Origin of the sequence: Paenibacillus sp. H1-7, from assembly GCF_022354825.1 — a bacterium.
In the GTDB taxonomy this organism is placed as follows: Bacteria; Bacillota; Bacilli; order Paenibacillales; family NBRC-103111; genus Paenibacillus_S.
Window position 1 is genome coordinate 8,249,070 of the sequence record NZ_CP031168.1, and the last position, 18,775, is coordinate 8,267,844.

An 18,775-nucleotide genomic window follows, 5' to 3' on the forward strand; every position below is an offset into this window, starting at 1 on the left:
CCGGATGCATGCTCCGGCTGCCCTTCTTGTTTTGGAGCCTCTTGCTCTTGCTTAAGTTGCCCGCTTCTTAAACCCCGTGACACTGCTTATACTTTTTGCCGCTGCCGCAAGGGCACAAGTCGTTACGGCCTACTCGGTCTTCTTCGTTGTTGACGATCGGCTTCTTCGGAGCCGGCTCGCCGTCCGTGCTCACCGCAACCGGCTCAACGACCTGCTGACGCTCGAGGTTCGTTTCTACGTGGGCTTTCATGATGTACGTAGCTACTTCCTCCTGAATGCTTTGAATCATCTCCTGGAACATTTCAAAGCCTTCAAACTGGTATTCGCGCAGAGGGTCCGTGCCGCCGTAAGCGCGCAAATGAATCCCTTGACGAAGCTGATCCATCGCATCGATGTGATCCATCCATTTGGAGTCTACCGCCCGAAGCACAACGACCTTCTCGAATTCGCGCATGAACTCTTCGCCGATGGATTGCTCACGCTCTTCATACAGGCGAAGTACAAGGTCTTTGATGTATTGGGCGATTTCTTCCTTCTCTTTGCCCCACAGCTCTTCCGCTGTCAGCTGGCCTTCGTGTAGGAAGGAGCCGTTCGCATAATCGACGATCGCCTGCAGATCCCATTCCTCCGGAACGAGGTCGCTTGGACAATGCGCTTCTGCAAGCCGTTCGATGACCGGCATGATCATGCCCAAGGTAATGTCACGAATGTTGTCCGAATCCAACACTTCGCGGCGCTGTTTATAAATAATTTCCCGCTGCTGGTTCATTACATCGTCATATTGAAGGACGACCTTCCGCACGTCGAAGTTGTTACCTTCTACACGCTTCTGAGCGGACTCCACGGCACGGGTAATCAGCTTGCTCTCGATAGGCTGATCTTCCTCGAAGCCGAGACGGTCCATCATGCCCATAATGTTCTCAGCACCGAAACGGCGCATCAATTCATCCTCCATGGACAAGTAGAACTGGGACGAACCCGGATCGCCTTGACGGCCTGCACGGCCGCGCAGCTGGTTATCGATACGGCGGCTTTCATGCCGCTCTGTACCTATAATATGCAGACCACCCACATCATGCACACCTTCGCCGAGCATAATATCGGTTCCGCGGCCCGCCATGTTCGTAGCGATCGTCACTGCTCCCGCCTGGCCCGCACGAGATACGATTTCCGCTTCTTCGGCATGGTATTTGGCATTCAAAACTTTATGCTGAACGCCTTTCTTCTTGAGCATCTCGGACAAACGCTCCGAGTTCTCGATAGATACCGTACCGACCAATACCGGCTGCTTGTTCTGATGGCGTTGGACGATCTCATCCACTACCGCGCGGAACTTGCTGTTGACCGATTTGTACACGACGTCCGGCATATCCTGACGGATCATCGGACGGTTCGTCGGCACGACGATAACCTCGAGCCCGTAAATCTTTTTGAATTCTTCTTCCTCCGTTTTCGCCGTACCGGTCATCCCGGACAGCTTGCGGTACATACGGAAGTAGTTCTGGAACGTGATCGTCGCGAGCGTCATCGATTCATTTTGAACCTGGAGCTGCTCTTTCGCTTCAATCGCCTGGTGCAGTCCTTCGCTGTAGCGGCGGCCTGTCATCAAACGTCCGGTGAATTCGTCGACGATGACGACTTCGCCTTCCTGCACGACGTAATCGACGTCACGCTTCATGATAACGTGAGCTTTCAAAGCTTGCGTAATGTGATGGTTCAACGTCACGTTGGCATGGTCGAACAGGTTTTCGATGCCGAACGATTTCTCCGCTTTGGACACACCTGTTTCCGTCAGCGCTACGGAACGCATTTTTATATCAATGATGTAATCTTCTTCTTCCTTTAATTTGCTTACAAAACGATCGGCCAGGTAGTACAGATCCGTCGATTTGGCAGCTTGTCCGGAAATGATGAGCGGCGTTCTAGCTTCGTCGACCAGGATCGAATCGACCTCGTCAATAACCGCAAAATAAAGCGGACGCTGCACCATCTGCTCTTTATACACGACCATGTTGTCGCGCAAGTAGTCAAAGCCGAACTCATTGTTCGTACCGTAGGTGATATCGCAAGCATAAGCCATCTGCTTCTCACCGTGCTGCAGAGAGTTCAAGTTCACGCCTACGGTCATGCCGAGGAATTCGTAAATTCTGCCCATCTCCGCGCTGTCCCGTTGAGCCAGGTAGTCATTGACGGTAACCACGTGCACGCCTCGGCCTGTCAGAGCGTTCAAATAAACCGGCAGCGTACCTACCAGGGTTTTCCCTTCACCTGTTCTCATTTCTGCAATACGGCCCTCGTGGAGTACCATACCGCCGATTAACTGTACGTCATAATGGCGTTTGCCCAAAACCCGCTTCGAAGCCTCACGCACGACGGCAAAAGCTTCCGGAAGCAGATCGTCCAAATCTTCACCTTTATCCAGACGCTCGCGGAATTCTCCGGTCTTGTTCTGCAGCTCCTCATCGGACAATACCTCGATAGAAGGCTCCAATTGGTTAATTGCATCGACTGTCTTCCACAGCCGCTTCACTTCACGTTCGTTTGAATCGCCGAATATTTTCTTAACGAGTCCTAACATGGGCCCATCTCCCTTTTCTAAGAACGGTTTGCCTTAAATTGTAGCAGTTTGCGGCACGAGTCGCAAGAACTGCGGGGTCATCCATTTATTATCATGATCTCTTAGGATTTCCTTATTACAGTGAAAACCATCCACCCAACCCGAGCTACATGGCGGGAAAGCACCTGCCAACCATATGAAAAGAGCCTGCCCTGTTAGGCAAGCTCCTGGATTTCCACCCATTATCTGGCCGGCTCAATCAAGCCGTATTTGCCGTCATTTCGTTTGTACACCACATTGACCTGCTCCGTATTCGAATTCGCAAAAACGAAAAAGCTGTGGCCTACCATATTCATCTGCAAAATCGCTTCGTCGATGTCCATTGGCTTAAGCATGAACTGCTTCGTTCTCACCAGCTCGTAATCATCCTCGTCCTCATACAGCGCCGGCGTGTCCACTTTCAATATATCTCGCATACCGCCTTCTTGGCGAATTTTACGGTTCACTTTGGTTTTGTGCTTGCGGATTTGCCGCTCCAGCTTGTCGACCACCAGATCGATGGAAGCGTACATGTCGTTGTTCTTCTCTTCAGCTCTCAGCATGACCCCCGTCATAGGGATCGTCACCTCGACCGCTTGTAGTCCTTTGACTACGCTCAAAGTTACATTTACATCAGTTGTAGGGGGAGTTTCAAAGTACCTTTCCAGCTTGCTAAGCTTTTTCTCAACATATTCTTTCAAAGCCTCAGTTACCTCGATGCGTTCTCCGCGAATGTTGAATTTCATTGTACTTCTCCTCCTTTCATGTACCTATTATACTATATTCAACGGAGGTCTTCAAAAATCCTTCATTTAAATCGACAATTTTTCAAAATATTCTTACAATTTAGTGTCAATGTGACAAACCGCATTGCGTCTGGGTTTGCAGCGTGTTGGCAGTAGCCTCCAGCCCCGTTCATCCCATGCATTCTCTGTGCTTCCAATAAGAAATCTTAACAATCCGCCGCGGAAATATTAATAAATTTGGATCGTTTAACAAAACCTACACATACAAAAAAACACCCCGGATTTCTCCAGGGTGCCGTCGCTGCTAATAGTAATCGAATAACCATCTATACAAGGGCGGAATGCCGGATGATTATAGCTTGATAACGTTAGCTGCTTGAGGTCCGCGAGCGCCTTCTACGATATCGAATTCAACCGCTTGACCTTCTTCCAAAGTTTTGAAGCCCTCGGTTTGGATTGCCGAGAAATGAACAAATACGTCTCCGCCGTCTTCGCGCTCAATGAAACCGTATCCTTTTTCTGCGTTAAACCATTTTACTTTACCTTGCATGTAAAACATTCCCTTCATTATCAAATAACTGTGAGCGTTCTCACAATTCGAATATATCATCCCCCTGTCTACAATGTCAATTATAACCACGCCTGTTAGCAAAATATTTTGAAAATTCACGTATTAACATTACATTAATAATCTATACACATACAAAAACCGCATCGTTGTGCGGTTTTTCGACATTTTTCATAAAAGTTATACACAGAGTTATCCACATTGTCCACAGGTTCTTAAACAAAAAAAGGAAACCCGCAACCGAGCTTCATGTGCCCGTATAGGTTTCCCGTTATTTATTTCTTCCGATCAAAGAAAACACTATCCGGTGTATAACTTCCTTCATAGGCGTTTCTTTGAATCCTGCCTGCACTTATTTTCGTAGATCCTTGCAAAGCTTCATCTCTAAGTTGCTTCATCTTAGATAATATAATGGAATCATACTGAAGCAACTGTTGTATGGATTCGGAATATTTATCCCGTTCCAAATAAGTCGCCGGCGTCGATTTCATTTTGGATATTATAATTTCTCTTTTATCCACATAAGCTTCCATTTCTTCATAATTCAGCAGCGGCAAAGCTTGGATCCACTCATCCATAAGCTCTTGTAGATCACGTATTAAATCATCCATGACTTGTTCCCGAGCCTTGATTTGCCAATTTGGCTGCTTGAATCCAAGTTTCCTTAAGCTCCAGCAAATAGCCGAGAACTTCCTCTGCCGGTGCGGCCAATTTCTTAGTATTAGCCTCAATTAAACGGAAATTAAAATATTCATAGAGCCTAGAAAGATTGTCTGCAATTGGAGACTGACGGTCCAAAGTCACTATAAACTCACTAATAATCTCCTGTGCCCTGCAAAGGTTGTTGTTGGCTTCATCATACTTATTAGACTTAATAGCCTCTATTCCTCCCCTGCAAAATCGTATCGCTCCATCACAAAGCATGACAAGCAACTGAGCAGGGGTTGCGGTTTGTATGGATGTCTCAAGATATTTATTTCTTTGGGATGTTAGAATCATTCTGTCATCCTCCCGCTTTTATTATTAACCACCGAATGCTTGAGCAAGATATCCTGACTGAGAATTGTATCTGTTTATTGCACTTTCCATTGCTGTAAACTGCCTATAGTAGCGATCTTCAATATCAATTAGCCTATCTTTCCAGCTATCAATACTTTTATCATATTCATCCAATCGCTTGCCCAATGTGCTGTTATCTCTTGCAGAAACAGATGCGCCGGCTTTTTCCATAATTCCATTTAATGTATTTTGCAAACTGGAATAAAGCCGCTCTGCAATCCCTATATCTTTACCTTTATTGGCTTCTGTACCGTTAGCTGTGAACATCGCTATAACAGCATCCGGATCTGTTTCAATGGCTTCCCGAAGCTTTTTCTCATCCGAGAGATACAACTTACCATTCTCAAAATATTGTCCTGTCTCAATGCCTATTGAGGTTAGCGTTTTATATTTTGTACTTCCAGTTTCCACCTGAGCAGTAACTGCCATTCTCATGTTACTGATAGCACCGGTTAGTATGGAATCGTTCTTCAGTAATCCGCTTCTTGCTTTACTAGTCCAAAGGTCGACATCACTGTCTTTCATTTCTTTTTTCTGTTCATCTGTCAACGGATCAAAATCACGATATCTCTTCTCAGCGGTTTTATCTTGTAAGGACTTTAGTAAATCATTGTAATCAGTGATGAAGCCCTTAATGCCCTCAATCATTTTATCTACATCCGTTTTTACGGTGATAGAAGTTGAAGCGCCAGCTGCTGCTTGCGGATTTAGAGTAATCTCAACACCATTAACGGTAAAAGTATTGTTTTTCTGCGCAACTGCGGGTATGCCATTAATTTTCACAGAAGCATCTACTGCTGCCGTACCAGCCCCGTCAACTTTCAAAACATTTGTAAGAAAGTTTCCAGAAACAGCGATATTCGCTTGATCTTTGGTATCTCCATTCACTTTACCTGTTTGTTTAGCTGTCAGGGAGACTTGGCCGTTAGCATAAAAAGCAGTTACGTTAGTATTCTTATTAATGCGGTCAATAACGGCATTTATTGAATCTTCGTTAGGATTAATGGTTATAGATTTGCCATTGATGCTGATTGAGAAATTTTCATAGGTTGGAGGCGTAGTTGCTGGACTAACTTCAATAAACGACGCTGCCTCCTTTAAATTATCTTTCTGGCTCGCTAGCGGCTTACTCGGATCTAAGGTTTTGCCAGTAGCAATAATACTATCAGAACTTATGTTAGTAGCGGCTGTAGCCACATTTGCTACTTCAACATTTATCGTGCCCAGTTGGGCGTCTCCTGTAGCTTTTACCGTTGCAACATTTGTATTCCCAGATGTGGCTACCCTCGAATTCAGATTTCCTTCAAGCTTGAAATTAAACAGCTTGTTATTACGAAACTCATAAATTTTGGTGTTCATAGTACGGTAGTCTTCCCGCTGCCATTCGGTCAACTGCTTTTGTGCAATTAATTTCTCCAATGGTTTTCGATGCGCTGTCATTAGGTTTTTAACCATTGCATCTATATCCATACCACTAGCTAATCCGCTTACACGACCAATAGATGAAACCATGCTATATCACTCCCATTTTAACAAATTACCGTTTCTCGTCGATGATAATTCCAGCTCTTTCCCAAATTTTCGCTAACATATCCAGATTCTTTTCTGGTGGTATTTCTCTGATGATTTCCCCTGTTTCCTGATTGAGAACCTTGACCAGTATTTGCTTTGTTTCTTTATGAACCGAGAATTGCAAAGAGGTTGCCGCACCTTCTACGGATTTAATGGCACGCTCAATAGCTTTGATTAACTGTTCGTCACTAACGGGAATGTTCTCTCCCCTCAGTTCCGCTTCTTTTAATTCTCTTGCAGAATGGACACTTGCCGCCACGGATGAAGACGAATCAGTTCCTACAGACTCGTTCCTAGCTCTTGAAAATCCCGTACCCTCTGTTGATCCAACAGATAAGTTAATTTCCATAACAAAAACACCTCCACATAAGAGCTCATATTATAGTTAATATCGGTCAAATATGAGAATTGTGTTAGAGGCAATAGAATTAATTTACTATTTTTTTATGACAGAGATTAATACATCAATCACTTTTTGTTGAATCTTTACATCCATCTGAGGCCAGATCGGTAAACTAATAACTTCTGCTGCTGCCTTTTCAGAAACGGGTGCTGAAATGGTTGAGCCCTCGTAAACAGGAAGCCGATGAACGGGAATAGGGTAGTATACCATGGTTTCTACGCCCAAGTCGGAGAGTTCTTTCTGTACCCTGTCTCTATTCCCATCCAGTATTCGAATAGTGTACTGATGAAATACATGTGAATCTTCGCTAATACGAGATAATGCAGGAGGTATAATTCCCGAAATGTCCTCAAATGCTTCGCTGTATCTTTTCGCTATCTGGAATCGGTTTTGGTTCCATTGATCAATATACGGCAGTTTCACACGTAAAATCGCCGCTTGCATTTCGTCCAAGCGTGAATTATAACCAAAGGTTTCATTATGATATTTCTTCTTAGAGCCATGGGTTCTAAGCATTCTTGAGTTTGCTGCCAGATCATCATCGTCTGTCGCAATTAACCCACCGTCACCGTAAGCCCCCAAATTTTTCGTTGGAAAGAATGAGAAGCATCCCGCGACGCCCCACGTTCCAGCCTTTCTTCCATTATGTATTGCCCCGAATGCCTGAGCGACATCTTCAAAAACTTGCAATCCATGCTCCCCTGCGATATCCATTATCTCTTGCATATTGGCTGCTTGGCCAAAAATATGTACAGGCATAATCGCCTTAGTCTTTGGAGTAATTGCTTGTTTGATCAGCTTGGGATTGATATTAAATGTCTCCTCATCAATATCGACAAAAACTGCTTTAGCCCCAACCTGGTGTATGGCTTCTGCAGTTGCAAAAAAAGTAAACGGAGTCGTAATGACTTCGTCTCCTTCACCAATACCACCTGCTTTTAACGCTATAACTAATGCATCGGTCCCGGAGTTTACCGCTATAGCATGCTTTACACCAAGATATTCGGCTATTTCCGTTTCCAAAGCCTTTACATTCTCACCCATAATAAAATGACCGGATAACAATACATTTTCAATTGCATCCATCATTCTAGGCTTCAAGCTTTTCATTTCATCATTCACTGTAAACACTGGAATTCTCTCTATATTCATCATCATGGCCTCCCTATTTTATTTTTGTCAATTGAAACTCTGATTGAAGTCTATATTGACGTCCGCAGGAGGAACATGATTTCTCATTTTCAATATTAGGTAATGATTCTCCACACTCACAGACCCATCCCATTGGTTTTGCAGGAACTCCTGCTACCAACGCGTATTCAGGGACATCTTTCGTAACAACAGCCCCAGCGGCTACAAAGCCCCATTGACCAATAGTGACTCCGCAAACAACCGTCGCATTAGCTCCGATGGAAGCGCCGCGGCATACTCTTGTTACGGCATAATCGTCGCTAGTATTACGCGGAAAGGCGGACCTAGGGGTTTTTACATTGGTAAAAACCATGCTCGGTCCACAAAACACATCGTCTTCCAAGATAACGCCTTCGTATATGGAGACATTGTTTTGAATCTTGACATTATTACCAATCTTGACTCGGTTTGCAATAAACACGTTTTGGCCTATATTGCAGCGTTCCCCTATAACCGCACCGCTCATAATATGCGAGAAATGCCAGATTTTTGTTCCTGACCCGACTACAGCTCCTTGATCTGTGTAAGAAGATTCGTGAACAAAGTATTCGCTCATTTTGTTTTAGTCCCCTTTTGAAGAATGCTAGAACATTGTTCCAAAACCTTTATAACCTCCAGCCCATTATCCCCATCGGAACGTGGCTGTTTGCGAATTTGAACACAGTCAAGAAAATGCAGGCATTCCAGAGTCAGTGGCTGAACGTTACCTTCATATAGAATCTCAATACCCTCTTCCCGATTGGATAGATCGGACTCAATCCCTTTTCTGTGCAATGTTACTATTTGCTTTTCTTCATCATAGACAAGCATACCTTCGCTACCTATTGCTACTAATCTTCGACGAACTTCCGGCCATAACCATGAAGTGTGTAAATGAGCTTGTACCCCATTTTGGAAAGCCATATGTACATATATATCATCTTCTACGTGAGGCTGCACAACTCGTTGTCCATTAACTGTGATCCCCGAGGGAGTATCTTCAACAAGATGCAAAAGAACAGCGAGATCATGGACCCCAAAGCTCCAAAGTACGTTCTCAACTGACCGTACTCTACCAAGCTTCATTCTCTCTTGATGTAAGGAATGAAGTTGACCAATCTTTCCCGAAACAATGACTTCCTTCATTTTTTCAATAGCAGGTTGGTACAGCAGCAGATGGCCTACCATAAGTATTAATTGGTTTTCAGCGGCAATCCTTATAAGTTCTTCAGCATCCTTAGACGACAAGGTCATAGGCTTTTCGATAAAAACATCTCTGCCTTTAAGAAGAGCTTCCTTTGCGAGCGAAAAATGAGTTGGCACAGGGGTTGCAATGACAACTGCCGCCGTATCTTCTAACTGAATCGCCTGAGAATAGTCGGAGTATATAGGGATTTCTGGATAAGTTATATGCAGCGACTCTTGTAGCCTTGTATCGGCCTCTACTATAGCTACTAAAGCATTCAGTTCATGATATGTGCGAACAAGGTTTTTCCCCCATTGCCCCGCTCCTACTACAATTACCTTGGTCATCTGCCTACCTGCTTTCGATATTGATTAATACTTGCAGCTCGTTCTGTTTACAAACGATATAGCTTATTAGAAGTATCTACGTCTTTCATGGCATTTCTTGTATCAAATATGACTTTCGCTGATTCAGCAATCATCTGATAATCGAAATCACTGTGATCGGTTGTGATAACAACTACATCGGCTTCTTCCAAATTAGAAGCATTCAGATCAATGCCTTCATACGAAACCCCTTTATAATGAAAAGCTGGAATTCTGGTATCGCTGAACACTACGTTAGCTCCACGCTTCTCAAGCAGCTCTATTATTTTAATAACCGGCGACTCGCGATAGTCGTCAATATCCTTTTTGTAGGATATACCCAGCAAATGAACCCTAGATCCTTTAATCGGCTTTGCCTCTTCATTTAAGATATGCCCTATCCGCTCAACGACAAATTCCGGCATGCTGTTATTGATTTCGCCGGCAACCTCGATTAACCGTGTATGGTAGTTGTACTCTCTAGCTTTCCACGTCAAGTACCATGGGTCAATCGGAATGCAGTGGCCTCCAAGCCCCGGACCAGGGTAAAACGCCATAAAACCGTATGGCTTCGTCTTAGCCGCATCGATCACTTCCCAGATATCGATCCCCATCCGATTGCACAAGATGGCCATTTCGTTCGCCAGAGCAATATTAATGTTACGGAACGTGTTCTCATATATTTTCTCCATCTCTGCTATAGCGGGACTGGAAACACGGTGAACAGCCCCTTCAAGCACCTGCTCATAGAGTGTAGCTGCTACTTCGGTGCAGTCGGCGGTAATGCCGCCTACGACCTTAGGGGTATTTTTTGTATTAAAAAACTTATTGCCCGGATCAACTCTCTCCGGAGAGTAAGCCAAGTAGAAATCTTCACCGCATTTTAGTCCAGTAGATTCGAGAATCGGCTTAACTACCTCCTGTGTGGTACCAGGGTAAGTCGTACTTTCCAATACAATAAGCATACCAGGGCGTAAATGTTTGGCTATCTCCTGAGCTGAAGCCGTCACGTAACTCAGATCTGGTTGCTGGTATACATCTAGTGGAGTCGGGACACAGATAGCTACTACATCTAAGTCATTGATCTCGGAGTAATCGATCGTAGCCTTGATCTTCCCCTTCTTCACCAAATCTCTTAACTCAACCTCGACTACATCACCTATGTAATTGATACCTAGATTGACCATGTCAACACGTTTCTGTTGCACATCAAAGCCTACTACTTTATAGCCTGCCTTCGCCTTCTCGACTGCTAGAGGAAGGCCCACGTAACCAAGTCCAATAACGCCTAGTTTGGCTGATTTATTTCGGATGTTTTGTAATAAGGAAAATGGTTGCTCCGTGCATACTTTAAATAAACTATTATTTTTCATTATGTCACCCTCTTCTTCCGTATTTTTCTGGTTGTGATTATATATACATATATCGGAATTTTTGAGCGTTAGCATAATAGAAAAATTATTAATAAATGCTATAATAACTGTTTCAATCTCATAATTTCTTCACGTAGTGCTAATATTTCATCCTCTATGTCCATACCCAATCTAGTTCTAAGAGATTTAATAATATTCCCTGGCTTTCCTTTACCTAGACTAGTGAGCTCAATCTCTTCCAAAACCAAAATACCAAAACCTGTCAAAACCGAGATCTCACCTGTCCGGCTATTTCTCTCCACAACCTGACCAGGGACTCCCACAGTACTAAAAGGAAGTGTATCTGCACGAGCCTTCCAAATAATCATCCGCTCGCCTTCTATAAAAGTGTAAGCACCCGAGAACGGTTGAGAAACACTACGCACTAGCCTTGCTATTTGATCGGCAGACTGTGTCCAGTCAATTTTCCCGTCTCTAGGTAACCTAGGGTAACACCTTAAAGAATAGAACGGATCCTTAACTTGTTGTCTGGGTATTATAATATTTTTCTCAAGTCCATCTAATGCTTGAATGTACATTTCGGAAACATTATCATCAAAAAAACGATAAATATCCGCTACATATGTATCCGTTTTTAAAGGGTATTCACGTTGAATCAGAATTGGACCTGAATCTAATTCCTCGGACATTTGATGTAGCGTTAGGACAATTTTATGTTCGGCCTGCAAAATAGCCCAGTTTGGCGTAGCATTCCCCTTATATCTCGGTAAATCCCCAAAATGGGCATTTATAATACCATATTTAAATTGAGTGATCATTTCCTTACCAATAATGCTTAACCAATTTAAGCTAATAGCAATATCTGCATTTGAATTTTGAACCATGTTGATATATTCGTTTTTATTTATATTTGTATCAAATATAAAAGGACATCCTAATTCTTTGGATAAATTCATAAAGTCTTTTTCCGTTACTGTGTATTCTGGTGCAACAGGACAAGTCCCTATCAGGACAACTTCATGACCATGATCTGATATTGCTTTGATACTCTTATAGAAATATTCTGTTCTTCCGAAAGCAGCAACCCTCACTTGTTGTACTTCCTTTCATACTTTTATCTTCCTAAAAGGAGGATTACAACATATCCTTTCGGAAGGCAACTTGCTTAGTTAATTATTTGTGCTGGTGAATTAGTAAGAATATATTGTTCAAAAGAATTACCTGTCAATTTTAATCTCTTAGCCTCCACCATAGCTTTCCCTACTAATAATCCAGCGGTATGCAGCATAATCATCGGTTTTGGACCTAAGTCTGCTAATGTTTTAGACATTCTACAAGATTCTAACTTAATATCAGGATAAACTAAGCATCCGTTTTGCTTAAGAAATGAAACGTCATTGTGCCCTGCAAATTGTATAATGGCAGGATGAGTAGAAAGTAACTTACGCAATCTGTAATTGTCAAGGCTCCCCATTGGCCCAAGAATAGTCTGCATAGAATTGTATTCTGCTACTATAATCGCGTCCCATTCAACGTTCTCAACACCGCAGTAGTTCTCATCCGAGTATAACGTCACTGTGGCCCCAGATTTATTAAGTGCTTCATAAATTACAGTTCCAAATCGATCCTGACTTAAGATTGCGATTCTATTACGTGATACTTCTAGACCAGAATCAAGTATCATTTTCACTGCAAGCATACCACATTGACTAAATATATCTAGCAAAGGTGTGGATTCATCCGTACCCATGACGGGTATACCTAGCTCAAGACATGTTTTAAAATCAACATCATCAACACGAACTTCCCATGCCTCGCACATATAGGGAATAACAACATCCTTCCCTACCCACTCCAACAACGACCTGTTAATTGGCCTAACCATTCCAAGATTAGTGATTACGTCTGCACCCTTTAAAGATTCATCAAAACGGTTTTCTGTTACAATTGGTTCGGCTAATTCCCATTCTACTGCAATTTTTTTTATTAATTGTTCTATTTCAAATACGCTTCCGTACTTTGTTGTTTTAGTCAAGCAAATGACTTCTTTGGCACCTGCAATAATAGCAATAAAGGGCGTTAAAGCAAATACACCGCTACCTGCCTCAGTTATAACTTTTATACCCTTTAAATCAAGCCCACTTTGACTAACGATATCATAGCATAACTTTTTCATTCTGTTTAAATGCCATTTTTCTTGTAACATGACGGTAGCATTCCATTCATCGGGATTTGTTCAAAACATGATACATAGCATCTATCACTTTATACACATCTTCATCACTCATTTTTCCATGTATAGGTATTGCAAGCCCTTTTTCATATAGAGCAGCTGAAACAGGGTAATCCTCTCGCCGAAATCCATATTTATCTTTATAATACTTTAATAAATGTATTGCCTGGGCTCCCAAGTTGGATTCAACCTCTTGGTCCCTTAACTGATTAATGATATCTGCACGATTTGAATTAAATGGTAGGACAATCATAAATGTTTGCCAAGCATGTCCCACATAATCCCTTGGTAATTTTATTGATAAATCGACAAATGCCTTCAAATACATGCTAGCAATAGCTTTTCGTCTTAAAAGAGCATCTTTGAAGCTTGTTATTTGCTCAAGACCAAGAGCAGCTTGAAATTCTGTAAGTCTATAATTAAAACCAGGTAAAACAAAATCAAGCCCTTCTGGATTTCTCTCAATTCCGTGATTTCGCAATTTATTTAGTTTATCGTGAAGCTCATCGCTATTCGTAACGACTAATCCACCCTCACCCGTTGTTAATGCCTTTCTGGGATGAAAAGAAAAACAAGCAACATCCCCTGTGCCACCAATATGTCTTTCATTAAATGTTGTGCCAAGTGCACAAGCTGCATCCTCAATAATATACAAGTGGTGTCTGCGCGCAATGTCGTGAATTGCATCCAATCTACATGAAAGTCCAAACTCATGAACAATTATTAGTGCTTTTAACTTTTCTGGACCGTCCCAGTTTTCTATAGCCGTTTCCAAAGCTTCAGGACTTATACAATAGGTATCTTCCTCCACATCGACTAGGATAGTCTTAGCACCAACAATTTCCACAACATTTGAAGTAGCAGGAAATGTAAAAGCAGGTACGAGAACGGCATCTCCTTGTCCAATCCCTAAAGCGACCATAGCAAGGTGTAGAGCTGCTGTTCCGCTTGTTACCGCTAAAGAATGTTTAACTCCGATAAAGGAACCTAGCTCTTTTTCAAACAACTCCACCGTTTCGCCTTGAATTAACGATCCTTTTTTGAGTGTTTGAATAGCGCGATCTAACTCAGCATCATGAAAGGAAGGATCTACAAGTTTAATCATGCTGTCTCCCTCTGAAGTAATCCCCCGTCCTTCTAATTCCTTCCTCTAAATCGACCTTGGCTTCAAATCCTAACATTCTCTTCGCCTTTTCCACCTGTGGAACCCTTAACTCTATATCTACTGAAGTTTGTTCAACAAAGTGGATTTCAGAATGTGATTTCAGCACTCTAAGGATGGTGTTCGCAAGCCCATAAATGGTTATAACATTGTGCTTGTTTCCGATATTGAATGATTCTCCTATTGCTTCTTCCCTGGTCATGCAGCATAGTATACCTTCCACCATATCATCAACATAACACCAAGCACGGATTTGTGTACCATCTCCATGAATATTTATTATTTCGTTAGCAAGTGCCTTTTGGACAAAAATGCGAACCGCGCCTTCTCCAACTTGGCCAGGGCCAAATATATTAAACGGTCTTACGGTAACAGTCGGCAGTTTATATTCTTTGAAATACGCATAAGAAAGATGCTCTACTGCCAGTTTACTAACTGCATAGGTCCATCTAGCCTCTCCTACAGCGCCTAAAACTGTCGAACTAGTTTCCTCTGATCGGAAGGCCATCTGGCCAAACACTTCACTTGTACTGAAACAAATGATTCTCTTGCAATGTTCCAGTGTAGTGCATGCCTCTAAAAGATTCGCAGAACCCACCATATTAACATTCATAGTTAATACAGGATTTTTTATCACTGTATCTATTCCAGCAATACCGGCCGCGTGAATAACATATGTAGATCCTTGAATAGATTGCTTTAATAGTTCAAGATCTAATACATTACCTTGGATTACCTTAAGATTAGGGTGATTACGATAATCCTTGTTCTCCAAAGAGTTTCTAGACAAATTATCATAGACAGTTATTTGGTTGTGATCTATCAATCTTCCTATAAGCGTTGAACCAATGAAACCAGTACCACCTGTAATAAAAATCCTTTCCCCTACTATACTGTTATAATTCATATGAAACCTCATCTTTTAAAATTTTTTATAACTAGATGCTCTTATAAATATCTAACAATTTTTTAACTACTATTTTGGGGTTGTGATGTTTCTCCACATATTTTCTACCTCGATCACCTAGTATACTACGTAGGTCATCATCAACAAGTAGTTTTTCTAGTTCATCACCTACATTTTCTGTATTCGCTGACACAATTGGGAGATCTTTAGGATAGTAATCCCTCATGAATTCATTGATATAAGTAATAACAGGCTTACCCATAGCCATGGCTTCCAAGGCTAATACCCCATAAGACCCTAGCTTCAACTGATCAACAATAATATCAGCTTGCTTATAGACTTTCTTAGCCTCTTCATGAGACATATCTTTTACTAATTTGAAATCAAAATCGTACTTCTTTTGGAGATTTTCAACCGCCTCTAATACATATCTAGTACCTTTTATCTCCGGCGAAGTTGGAGCATGAACCACAAGTGGCTTCACTTTCCTAAATGTAAAATCAATAGGTGGTTGGTATGCTTCCAGATCAATAGTGGTATTTAGAAAATGAACATTTTCAAAATAATCTTTAACATATTCATATAGTTCCCCATCGGCAATTATACAGTTTTTTACATATTTTGATACATGTTCTAGTCGGGATATAATCTGACTCTCGTCATGTGTTTTTGCAACATTGTACTTATTAAAATTCTTTGCTATTGAAAACCGCCGCACATCAGATCCTAAATAGTGCATAACTACTTTTTTACTTTTGTTCAATAATAAAGGCAAGTCTGAGTAATCAGGCATCAGTGTTTGGTTAAAATAAAAGTGAAAAATATCGAATGTTTCAATTGCTTTTGATGTTATTTGTTGTAGATCCTCGGCAAAAGCAGGATGCCACTTGGTTAAATCATAAACATAATCAGAAGGATATCCTAAATAACTAGGATAATAATTTAGCGATTTGGCTAAAACATCCTCATGCTGCAACTCTTTTACTAATGAGTTCATTTGATTTGCTATTTCTATTGTCCCCTGGAGAACTCTTGTTGATCTATTAAATTCATCACTGTTACTGAAAGGAACAATGTTGTCCAAGTTCAAATTATCCATAGACAATATAATTTCCGTTTTAGAAATCTTATTAGTGTACTCAATAACCAACTGATTGATTAAACCCGCTACATATGGATAACGCTCACCTGCTTCACGGTAACTTGCCAAGGCAGCTTTAATATCCCCTCGTTGCGCAGCCTCTTTCGCTAGATACATTAGAACCAGAAACTTTTGCTCTGAATCATCAAGAGTCTTATAGATAATTCTAATACTATTTATATGATACAAGTTAGATATGTAATTAATACCAAATTCAACATATCTTTTAAAAGTTTCATAAACCTTTATTTCACGTTGCTTATCTTCGTTATCTTCTAGCTTACTATCTTCAATCTCGCTAAGAACAATTACATTAGCAATTGCTGCAAATACTCTGTTAGTATGAAAATCATTATGGCGTACTTTTGTTTTCTCAATGTTTTCTAATAATTTCTCTTTCGCATCACTATACTCATCCACCAAAGATTTTATATGAACTTTTATTTTAGCAGTTTCCATTTCTTTCAAATAAGTAATGATAGAGATTCCTTGCAAAATTGCATGGTGGAATATTTCAAAATAAGGGTAAAGAGGTAATTGGTTCATATCGGTAGATTGAAGAAAAGTACGTATCAGTCCTGCTGGCCCTAAACTTACACGAATTTGATTTAATTGACTGTACTGATCATTACCAGTAGCAAACTGTTCAGCCAATTTAGTTTTTGCATCAACTTCCATTTCTTTTCTAAATAACTCCAGTAACTGGATAAAAGTTAGTTTAGATTCATCCGTCGGTATATTGTTGTTATAATAGTCTAACAATCCACAATATCTTTCTAACCTAATATAAACTTTGATGACCAACTTATACTTATCTACATGCTCGTCTATTAAATCGATATATTCTACTGCCTTATCATATTCCTCTTTTTCACAATAATAGTTCGTTAGTATAAATGCAGCATTTGATCTTGCCGCGGAATCAATAGTATATAGTTCAACAGCATTATATCTAGTTAAATCCATTTTGCCACTAGTATAATTACTATACATTTCAAAATATGCTTTAAAAAGCGGGACAGCATCTTCCTTCTTATTGTTTGCAACATACGAACAAGCAGTAAAGTAATACACATCTATATAATCAGGTTTGGCATTAATTCCTTCTAGCCCTATTCTAATAGCTTCTTCATACTCGTTGTTACAAATTGCTAGACGAATATATTCGCCATACACATAATAATATTCAGTTCGATTTAGGTTTCGTTTTTTTATTACATCGTAGGCCTTTCTTATCTCTTCTATTGCTTCCTTGTTATCTTTGTGCATCATATAGGTTCGTGCTAATTGAAACCGATAATATATATGATCTGGGTTATTTTCAAGCTCTTTCAGTAAGAGAGCACTAGTTCGTATAAACTTCTTCTCCATTAAATCTTCATCTTCATTAATGTATCCATAGTGAATCAGAAAAATATCTGTTTGCATTACAGGATGCTGATAAATTGCTTGGTTATGTACAGTTCCAACATATTTAAACGATCCATCATTTCTAAACAAACGCTCAGTAACATGGTATACAGCTCTATCAACTACTAGTGATAGAATATTCTTTTCTTGAAGTTTTATTGCGTTATAATTTCGTACAGATTCACTTTCCATCAAATCCATTAACTTCTCTACATCTTGTAATTCTTCATCGGCATCTATTATAAATATCCATTCACCGGTCGCATACGAAATAGATATATTTCTCATTTCAGAAAAGCTATTATTCCACTCATGAAAGTAGACTCGCTCAGTATATTGCTTAACGATTTCCACTGTTTTATCAGTTGAACCCGTATCTACAATAATTAATTCTATATTCGGGCAATCTAACAACGGTTTAAGACTATTCAAGCAGCGTCTTATATTCTTCTCTTCATCTTTAACGATCATACAAATACTAATCAGAAAAGGCTTATTCATCATTGACAGTATCACTCCAGTATTCAAGAAGTGGTAATAACTCGTAGGTCAAAAGATCAGCTACATACATGTAGTCTTTTTTTTCAAATTGGTTTAACAGAAGTTGTAATTTCTCATTCATCTCAGTGATATCAATCATGGAATTGTATTTATTTAAAGTCTCTATTCCCTCCATCAATATCGATAAATCATCTAGCAAATAAACAAAGCGTTCATTTGCTTGAGATGTATCACCCGATTGGAATAACTCTACTATAGTTTTAATTCTAGTCTGTAAGTTCCCAGCTAGCATTAAAACCATATCTTTCATATTCCCTTCCTTATTTACCATATTTTTTTCACCCCTTAATTTACGAAAAGCCGACTTTTCAGTCGGCTTTCCA

17 protein-coding genes are annotated in these 18,775 nt (G+C 40.7%); all 17 read right to left on the reverse strand.

The genetic code is table 11. The features are described 5' to 3' along the window. Nucleotides 1-67 precede the first annotated feature (67 nt). Complete coding sequence (gene secA, locus DVH26_RS36405) at nt 68-2,578, reverse strand: preprotein translocase subunit SecA (RefSeq protein WP_239630457.1); 2,511 nt, start codon at nt 2,576-2,578, stop codon at nt 68-70. 221 nt (nt 2,579-2,799) lie between these two features. Next, on the reverse strand, nt 2,800-3,342 hold the full coding sequence (gene hpf / locus DVH26_RS36410) for a ribosome hibernation-promoting factor, HPF/YfiA family (protein WP_239630458.1): 543 nt from the start codon (nt 3,340-3,342) through the stop codon (nt 2,800-2,802). Nucleotides 3,343-3,694: 352 nt separating this feature from the next. Further along, nucleotides 3,695-3,892: a cold shock domain-containing protein gene (locus DVH26_RS36415; RefSeq protein ID WP_239630459.1), complete on the reverse strand. Its 198-nt coding sequence runs from the start codon at nt 3,890-3,892 to the stop codon at nt 3,695-3,697. Between the two features lie 293 nt (nt 3,893-4,185). Continuing rightward, nucleotides 4,186-4,521 (reverse strand): hypothetical protein, encoded by a 336-nt coding sequence (locus DVH26_RS36420; RefSeq protein WP_239630460.1) that lies wholly within the window; start codon nt 4,519-4,521, stop codon nt 4,186-4,188. Continuing rightward, entirely contained in the window at nt 4,514-4,906 is a 393-nt protein-coding gene (gene fliS / locus DVH26_RS36425; RefSeq protein WP_239635607.1) for a flagellar export chaperone FliS, read from the reverse strand. The genes DVH26_RS36420 and fliS overlap by 8 nt, the downstream gene beginning before the upstream one ends. A 27-nt stretch (nt 4,907-4,933) precedes the next feature. Beyond that, nucleotides 4,934-6,481: a flagellar filament capping protein FliD gene (gene fliD / locus DVH26_RS36430; RefSeq protein WP_239630461.1), complete on the reverse strand. Its 1,548-nt coding sequence runs from the start codon at nt 6,479-6,481 to the stop codon at nt 4,934-4,936. Between the two features lie 25 nt (nt 6,482-6,506). Next, a complete protein-coding gene (locus tag DVH26_RS36435) occupies nt 6,507-6,890 on the reverse strand; it encodes a flagellar protein FlaG (protein WP_239630462.1) in 384 nt (127 codons plus the stop codon). Nucleotides 6,891-6,977: 87 nt separating this feature from the next. Then, nucleotides 6,978-8,102 (reverse strand): DegT/DnrJ/EryC1/StrS family aminotransferase, encoded by a 1,125-nt coding sequence (locus tag DVH26_RS36440; RefSeq protein ID WP_345774030.1) that lies wholly within the window; start codon nt 8,100-8,102, stop codon nt 6,978-6,980. 7 nt (nt 8,103-8,109) lie between these two features. After that, entirely contained in the window at nt 8,110-8,691 is a 582-nt protein-coding gene (locus DVH26_RS36445) for an acyltransferase (protein ID WP_239630463.1), read from the reverse strand. Then, entirely contained in the window at nt 8,688-9,647 is a 960-nt protein-coding gene (locus DVH26_RS36450) for a Gfo/Idh/MocA family protein (protein WP_239630464.1), read from the reverse strand. The genes DVH26_RS36445 and DVH26_RS36450 overlap by 4 nt, the downstream gene beginning before the upstream one ends. 47 nt (nt 9,648-9,694) lie before the next feature. Further along, on the reverse strand, nt 9,695-11,038 hold the full coding sequence (locus tag DVH26_RS36455) for a nucleotide sugar dehydrogenase (RefSeq protein WP_239630465.1): 1,344 nt from the start codon (nt 11,036-11,038) through the stop codon (nt 9,695-9,697). Between the two features lie 98 nt (nt 11,039-11,136). Beyond that, a complete protein-coding gene (locus DVH26_RS36460; RefSeq protein WP_239630466.1) occupies nt 11,137-12,129 on the reverse strand; it encodes a methionyl-tRNA formyltransferase in 993 nt (330 codons plus the stop codon). A 74-nt stretch (nt 12,130-12,203) separates the two neighbouring features. Further along, nucleotides 12,204-13,244: a hypothetical protein gene (locus DVH26_RS36465; protein ID WP_239630467.1), complete on the reverse strand. Its 1,041-nt coding sequence runs from the start codon at nt 13,242-13,244 to the stop codon at nt 12,204-12,206. 16 nt (nt 13,245-13,260) lie between these two features. Then, the gene (locus tag DVH26_RS36470; protein WP_239630468.1) at nt 13,261-14,376 is read right to left on the reverse strand and encodes a DegT/DnrJ/EryC1/StrS family aminotransferase; all 1,116 of its coding nucleotides are present in this window, start codon (nt 14,374-14,376) and stop codon (nt 13,261-13,263) included. After that, entirely contained in the window at nt 14,369-15,340 is a 972-nt protein-coding gene (locus tag DVH26_RS36475) for an NAD-dependent epimerase/dehydratase family protein (RefSeq protein ID WP_239630469.1), read from the reverse strand. The genes DVH26_RS36470 and DVH26_RS36475 overlap by 8 nt, the downstream gene beginning before the upstream one ends. Nucleotides 15,341-15,371: 31 nt before the next feature. Further along, nucleotides 15,372-18,395 (reverse strand): glycosyltransferase, encoded by a 3,024-nt coding sequence (locus tag DVH26_RS36480; protein ID WP_239630470.1) that lies wholly within the window; start codon nt 18,393-18,395, stop codon nt 15,372-15,374. Next, nucleotides 18,385-18,723, reverse strand: a complete 339-nt coding sequence (locus tag DVH26_RS36485) for a hypothetical protein (RefSeq protein WP_239630471.1) — start codon at nt 18,721-18,723, stop codon at nt 18,385-18,387. Before DVH26_RS36485 ends, DVH26_RS36480 begins: the two co-directional genes overlap by 11 nt. Between the last annotated feature and the right edge of the window lie 52 nt (nt 18,724-18,775).

Coding starts and splice junctions, on each gene's coding strand:
- secA (WP_239630457.1), bottom strand. CDS start 2,578: ATGTTAGGACTCGTTAAGAAAATATTCGGCGATTCAAACGAACGTGAA.
- hpf (WP_239630458.1), bottom strand. CDS start 3,342: ATGAAATTCAACATTCGCGGAGAACGCATCGAGGTAACTGAGGCTTTG.
- DVH26_RS36415 (WP_239630459.1), bottom strand. CDS start 3,892: ATGCAAGGTAAAGTAAAATGGTTTAACGCAGAAAAAGGATACGGTTTC.
- DVH26_RS36420 (WP_239630460.1), bottom strand. CDS start 4,521: ATGGATGATTTAATACGTGATCTACAAGAGCTTATGGATGAGTGGATC.
- fliD (WP_239630461.1), bottom strand. CDS start 6,481: ATGGTTTCATCTATTGGTCGTGTAAGCGGATTAGCTAGTGGTATGGAT.
- DVH26_RS36435 (WP_239630462.1), bottom strand. CDS start 6,890: ATGGAAATTAACTTATCTGTTGGATCAACAGAGGGTACGGGATTTTCA.
- DVH26_RS36440 (WP_345774030.1), bottom strand. CDS start 8,102: ATGATGATGAATATAGAGAGAATTCCAGTGTTTACAGTGAATGATGAA.
- DVH26_RS36445 (WP_239630463.1), bottom strand. CDS start 8,691: ATGAGCGAATACTTTGTTCACGAATCTTCTTACACAGATCAAGGAGCT.
- DVH26_RS36450 (WP_239630464.1), bottom strand. CDS start 9,647: ATGACCAAGGTAATTGTAGTAGGAGCGGGGCAATGGGGGAAAAACCTT.
- DVH26_RS36455 (WP_239630465.1), bottom strand. CDS start 11,038: ATGAAAAATAATAGTTTATTTAAAGTATGCACGGAGCAACCATTTTCC.
- DVH26_RS36465 (WP_239630467.1), bottom strand. CDS start 13,244: ATGTTACAAGAAAAATGGCATTTAAACAGAATGAAAAAGTTATGCTAT.
- DVH26_RS36470 (WP_239630468.1), bottom strand. CDS start 14,376: ATGATTAAACTTGTAGATCCTTCCTTTCATGATGCTGAGTTAGATCGC.
- DVH26_RS36475 (WP_239630469.1), bottom strand. CDS start 15,340: ATGAATTATAACAGTATAGTAGGGGAAAGGATTTTTATTACAGGTGGT.
- DVH26_RS36480 (WP_239630470.1), bottom strand. CDS start 18,395: ATGATGAATAAGCCTTTTCTGATTAGTATTTGTATGATCGTTAAAGAT.
- DVH26_RS36485 (WP_239630471.1), bottom strand. CDS start 18,723: ATGGTAAATAAGGAAGGGAATATGAAAGATATGGTTTTAATGCTAGCT.